The following is a 5,805-nucleotide window of genomic DNA, read 5'->3' on the forward strand; positions in this document are numbered from 1 at the left end:
CGGTTGCGGGGGCGTGAGCCGCATGGATGCGGCGACCGAGCCTCCATGGACGGATTTACGGCGTCCCCCGCAACCGGACCCACCCCGCAATCCCACAGGAAGCCCGCTGTTGCTGTTGCCGTTGCTTCGGCGGGTGCAGGGCGCCGCCCTGCCGAGCAACACCCCCTCGTGCACAATGGGGCCGACCCCGCCTGGATCCCGTCCTGATGTCGAGCAAGCCGTATTCAGAAGCCTGCGAACGCAACCGCGAACCCATCGCCGCCGCGCTCGACCCGTGGATGGGCGACCGCCACCGGGTGCTGGAGATCGGCAGCGGCACCGGCCAGCATGCGGCCTTCTTTGCCGAGCGCTGGCCCTGGCTGCGCTGGCAGCCCAGTGATCATCCGGACCACCTGCCAGGCATCGAGGCATGGCGTGCCGAAACGGCATTGCTGAATCTGCTGCCGCCGGTAGCGCTGCAGGTGGAACTGCCGCCAGCGCCCGGCCTGAACCTGGCACCGGGCAGTACGTTCGATGCCGCATTCAGCGCCAACACCCTGCACATCATGAGCTGGGCACACGTCCAGTCATTGTTCGCGGCGCTGCCGCCCCTGTTGCGCCACGGTGCGCTGCTGGCGGTGTATGGCCCGTTCAACTACGGCGGCCGCTACACCAGCGACAGCAATGCGCAGTTCGATGCCTGGCTGAAGGCACGTGATCCGCGCAGCGGCATCCGCGACAGCGAAGCGGTGCAGGCGCTGGCGGCCGACAACGGATTCACCCGGTTGGGCGACGTGGCGATGCCGGCCAACAATCGCCTGCTGCTGTGGCGGCTGGGGTAATCTATCGGTAGTGCCGGCCGCTGGCCGGCAACCGATTGCCGGGATGAATGCCGGGATGAATGCCGGCCAGCGGCCGGCACTACCATCAAGCCACCTGTACGATATGCAGCGCCTTCGGATTGCGCCACTGCGCCAGCAGGGCCGCTTCGCGCGCCTTGGCCTGCTCGAAATGCGCTTCCTTGACGTGGCCGAAGCCGCGGATGTGTTCGGGAATGCTGGCGATCTCCACCGCCAGCGCCAGGCGGTCGTCATCCAGGCCATCCAGCAGCACCTGCACAGTGGCCTCGTAATCAGTGATCAGCTTGCGCTCCATGCGCCGCTCTTCGGTGCGGCCGAACACGTCGAAGCGGCCGCCACGCAGGAACTTCAGCTTCGCCAGCAAGCCAAACGCCTTGAACATCCACGGGCCGTATTCCTTCTTCAGCAACCGGCCCTGCTCGTCCTTCTTGGCGAACAGCGGCGGCGCCAGGTGGAAGCGCAGCTGATAGTCGCCCTCGAACTGCTGCTGCAGGCGTCGCTGGAAGTCGCCGCTGGTGTACAGGCGGGCCACTTCGTACTCGTCCTTGTAGGCCATCAGCTTGAACAGGTAGCGGGCCACCGTCTCGGTCAACGCGGTGGAGCCGCCGATACGCTCGGCTTCGGTAGCGCGCACGCGTGCCACCAGATCACGGTAACGCGTGGCGTAGGCAGCATCCTGGTACTCGACCAGGAAGGCGGCGCGGCGCTCGATCATTTCATCCAGCGAGCGCGACAGGCGCGCGTCGTCTAGCGGCAGGAATGCCACGTCGCCACCGTGCGAGGGCAGGCCGCGCAGCTCGCGTTCGTCGCCGGTGTTGCGCGGTGCAGCGGTGGCGCCCCATTCGTTGCCCTCCCATTCGCCCGGCGGCAGCGGATGCAGCGGGCCCGGGGTGGATTCGGTATCGGTGTGGCGGTTGCGCACCAGGCCGGCGGCCTGCTGCACGGCCTGCGGATCGACCGCGGCCAGGCGGCCCCAGGCGAAGGCCTGCTGGTTCATGGCCACCGCAGCGCCATTGAGCTCGATGGCGCGCATCAGCGACTCGAACGACAGCGGCACCAGGCCCTGCTGCCAGGCGTAGCCGAGGATGAACAGGTTGGCGGCGATGGCATCGCCCAGCAGCGCGGTGGCCAGTTGGGTGGCATCCAGCAGCAACGGCTCCTGGCCGCCCAGTGCCACGCGCACACCGGCGATGATGTCGGCGGCGGGGAACTGCATGTCCGGGCGGGTGGTGAAGGTACCCGGCATCGCTTCGTAGGTGTTCAGCACCACCTGCGAACGGCCGGCACGCACCTTCGACAGCGCCCAGTAGTCGTTGACCACCACCATGTCGCAGCCCAGCACCAGGTCGGCTTCACCGGCGGCGATGCGCACGGCGTGGATGTCATCCGGGCGGCGTGCGATGCGGATGTGCGTGGTCACCGCGCCACCCTTCTGCGCCAGGCCGGTCTGGTCGAGCACGGTCGCGCCCTTGCCCTCCAGGTGGCCGGCCATGCCCAGCAGCGCGCCAATGGTCACCACGCCGGTACCGCCGACGCCGGTGATGAGGATGTTCCAGGGCTGCTCAAGCGTGCCGCGGATCGTCGGCGCCGGCAGGTTGTCCAGCAGCGTGGAGGCATCGCGCTTGCTGCCCTTGCGCGGCTGGCCACCGTGCACGGTGACGAAGCTCGGGCAGAAGCCGTTCACGCAGGAATAGTCCTTGTTGCAGTTGGACTGGTCGATCTCGCGCTTGCGCCCGAACTCGGTTTCCTTCGGCAGCACCGACACGCAGAAGCTCTTCTTGCCGCAGTCGCCGCAGCCTTCGCAGACCAGCGAATTGATCAGCACCCGCTTCTGCGGATCTTCCAGCTTGCCGCGCTTGCGGCGGCGACGCTTCTCGGTGGCGCAGGTCTGTTCGTAGATCAGGATCGAAACACCCTTCACTTCGCGCAGGCGCTTCTGCACCTCTTCCAGTTCGCTGCGGTCGTGGAACTCCACGTCGCTGGGGAAGTGTTCGCGCTGGCCGGTCCACTTGCCGATGTTGTCCGACAGCACCATGATGGTGTGGATGCCTTCGGCGCGCATCTGCTTTGCGATGTCCGGCACGCTCAGCGGGCCGTCCACCGGCTGGCCGCCGGTCATCGCCACCGCATCGTTGTAGAGGATCTTGTAGGTGATGTTGACGCCGGCGGCGACCGCCTGGCGGATCGCCAGCGAGCCGCTGTGGAAATAGGTGCCGTCGCCCAGGTTCTGGAACACGTGCGGGGTGTCGGTGAACGGCGCCTGCCCGGCCCAGGTCACGCCTTCGCCGCCCATGTGGGTGAAGGTGTCGGTGCTGCGGTCCATCCAGGTCACCATGTAATGGCAACCGATGCCAGCCAGCGCACGTGAACCTTCCGGCACCTGGGTGGAGGTGTTGTGCGGGCAGCCTGAGCAGTAGTGCGGCACGCGCGGGAAGCTGGCGCGCGGCAACGCAAGCTCGGCTTCCTTTTCCTGCATCCACTGCAGGCGCTGCTCAATCGACTCGTTGTTGAAGAACTTCTGGATGCGGCGACCGATCACGCCGGCGATGGTGGCCGGGGTCAGTTCACCGGTGGACGGCAGGATCCATTCGCCGCTTTCGTCGTACTTGCCGACGATGGACGGGCGTTGGCCCCAGCTGGCCGGCCAGTTGAAGAACTGTTCCTTCATCTGGCGCTCGATGAAGGCGCGCTTCTCCTCCACCACGATGATGTCTTCCAGGCCCTGCGCGAAGCGCGCGATGCCCTGCGGTTCCAGCGGCCAGGTCATGCCGACCTTGTACACGCGGATGCCGATGTCGGCGCACGCGGCTTCATCCAGGCCAAGGTATTCCAGCGCCTGCAGCACGTCCAGGTAGCTCTTGCCGGTGGTGACGATGCCCAGCCGCGCGCGCGGCGCGTCCATCACCACCTTGTCGATGCCGTTGGCGCGGGCGAACGCCTGTGCGGCCTTCACCGCATAGCGGTGCAGGCGCATCTCCTGGTCCAGCGGCGGGTCCGGCCAGCGGATGTTGAGGCCACCCGGGGGCATTTCGAAGTCTTCCGGCAGCACGATGCGGCGCGCCATCGGATCGACCTGCACCGAGGCCGACGATTCCACCGTCTCGGCAATGGTCTTGAAGCCGACCCAGCGGCCGGTGTAACGGCTCATCGCCCAGCCCAGCAGGCCCATGTCGAGGATGTCCTGCACGCCGGCGGGGTTGAGAACCGGCATCATCGCGCTGACGAATTCGTCTTCGCTGCCGTGCGGCAGGGTCGAACTGCGGCAGGCATGGTCATCGGCGGCCAGCGCCAGCACGCCGCCGTAGCGCGAGGTGCCAGCGGCATTGGCATGCTTGAACACGTCGCCGCAGCGGTCCACGCCAGGGCCCTTGCCGTACCACATGCCGAACACGCCCTGCACGTTGGCGCCGGGGAACAGGTTGGTCTGCTGCGTGCCCCACACCATGGTGGCGCCCAGGTCCTCGTTCAGGCCCGGGGTGAACTTCACCTTCGCCACTTCAAGATGCTTGCGCGCGCGCCACAGTTCCAGGTCGAAGCCACCCAGCGGGCTGCCACGATAGCCGCTGACGAAGCCGGCGCTGTCGATGCCTTCGGCGGCATCGCGCAGGCGCTGCATCAGCGGCAGCCGCACCAGCGCCTGCACGCCACTCAGGTAGATCCGCCCCTCGTTGCGGGTGTACTTGTGGTCGAGCGTGTAGTCACGGTCGAGCAGGTCGGCGGAAGAGGGCGAAGTGAGTTGCGCGGTACTGGTCATGGCTGGCCCGGTAGGATCGGCTGGCACCGGCCGCGTGCACGCACGCAGCGGGAAAGGCGCGAATTGTAGCAGCGGGGCCGCGCAGGCCCCGGCACTCGCGCCCGTGGCGGTGCTGGGGTTAGGATCGGGGAGAGAGAGGGAGGCTGCAGTCGCGGCCTGGGGAGAAGGGATGTCAGTTCCAGGAAAGATCCTGGCCAGCGTGCTGCTGGCCTCGGGAGCGGCCACGGCGTGGGCCGCGCCGGCCATGCCGGCACCACAGGAGTTCTACTTCGACAATGACCCGGCGGCCACGCCGATGGTGGCGGTGCAGGGCGGGGGCGATGATCTGGTCGCCCAGCTGGTCAAGCTGCGTGAACGCGGCCGCCGTGCGGTCGAGGCCACGGTACAACTGGCCTCGGTGGCCGGTGCGCAGGGCCGTGGCGAGCTGGCCGAGCAGTTGTATGCCGAGGCGATGAAAGAGGCCCCGGCACAGAGCAGCAGTGGCCGCAGCGTGCGCTGGAACTACGGCTGGGACCTGCTGCGCCAGGGCAAGCCAGAGGCGGCGCTGGAACAGTGGCTGGCCTCGGCCGCCAATGCGCGTACCAAGCCGAGCTGGGTGCCGCCGACCTATGCGCTGGCATTGTGGCGGATGGGGCAGAAGCAGGAGGCGGTGCAGTGGTATGCGGCTGCGGTACGCACCGAGCCGACGCAGTGGAATACCACGGCCAACTATGCGCAGCTGCTGCCGCAGTGGCGCGAGGATGAGCGTGCGTCGCTGGCCGAAGTGCAGCAGGCCTGGGCGGCCGCACCGCCTGCCTGGCCCTGAGGGAGGGGTTCGGCCGGGTTGCACCCGGCACCCGCAGAGGCAACAGCCAAAGCCAAAGCAACAGCAACAGCGGTCTTCCGGTGGGATGGCGGGGCACTGTGGGTTTGCGGGGACGCCGTAAACCCACAGTGCCCCGCCTTCGACAGATTTTCGCAGCTGTGGGTAGGTGTCGACCTTGGTCGACACGGTAGATCCACGCCATGCGTGGATGAATCTGTATCGGAATCGACTATTCGATATCTGATCGAAGAGCAGCCGAGCGTGGGCTCGGCTCTACAGAAGGCGGCCAACCAACCGGCTTTTGCTTTTGCTTTTGCTTCTGCTTTTCTTTTTTCTTTTCCGTGGCGGACGCACTCGGAAATTGTCAGAGGCCGGGCGGGGTGGGTTCGCGGGGGACGCCGTCAACC

At 67.1% G+C, this 5,805-nt stretch carries 4 protein-coding genes; 3 read left to right on the forward strand and 1 reads right to left on the reverse strand.

Translation table 11 applies throughout. The features are described from left to right. The first annotated feature begins 206 nt into the window (after positions 1 to 206). Positions 207 to 821, forward strand: coding sequence for a DUF938 domain-containing protein (locus tag O0J15_RS20105; protein WP_019661952.1), 615 nt, complete (start codon positions 207 to 209; stop codon positions 819 to 821). 85 nt (positions 822 to 906) lie between these two features. Here O0J15_RS20105 and O0J15_RS20110 read toward each other — a convergent pair whose 3' ends face one another. Then, positions 907 to 4,593 (reverse strand): indolepyruvate ferredoxin oxidoreductase family protein, encoded by a 3,687-nt coding sequence (locus tag O0J15_RS20110; protein WP_308306189.1) that lies wholly within the window; start codon positions 4,591 to 4,593, stop codon positions 907 to 909. 169 nt (positions 4,594 to 4,762) lie between these two features. Here O0J15_RS20110 and O0J15_RS20115 point away from each other — a divergent pair, with 169 nt between their 5' ends. Together O0J15_RS20115 and O0J15_RS20120 are read left to right on the forward strand one after the other, a co-directional pair. After that, entirely contained in the window at positions 4,763 to 5,398 is a 636-nt protein-coding gene (locus O0J15_RS20115) for a type IV pilus biogenesis/stability protein PilW (protein ID WP_019661950.1), read from the forward strand. Between the two features lie 204 nt (positions 5,399 to 5,602). Next, positions 5,603 to 5,805 (forward strand): hypothetical protein (locus O0J15_RS20120; protein WP_308306190.1); only part of this gene is annotated, 203 nt, incomplete at its 3' end.

It is taken from the genome of Stenotrophomonas sp. Sm10 (genome assembly GCF_030985515.1).
In the GTDB taxonomy this organism is placed as follows: Bacteria; Pseudomonadota; Gammaproteobacteria; order Xanthomonadales; family Xanthomonadaceae; genus Stenotrophomonas; species Stenotrophomonas hibiscicola.

Coding starts and splice junctions, on each gene's coding strand:
- O0J15_RS20115 (WP_019661950.1), top strand. CDS start 4,763: ATGTCAGTTCCAGGAAAGATCCTGGCCAGCGTGCTGCTGGCCTCGGGA.
- O0J15_RS20110 (WP_308306189.1), bottom strand. CDS start 4,593: ATGACCAGTACCGCGCAACTCACTTCGCCCTCTTCCGCCGACCTGCTC.
- O0J15_RS20105 (WP_019661952.1), top strand. CDS start 207: ATGTCGAGCAAGCCGTATTCAGAAGCCTGCGAACGCAACCGCGAACCC.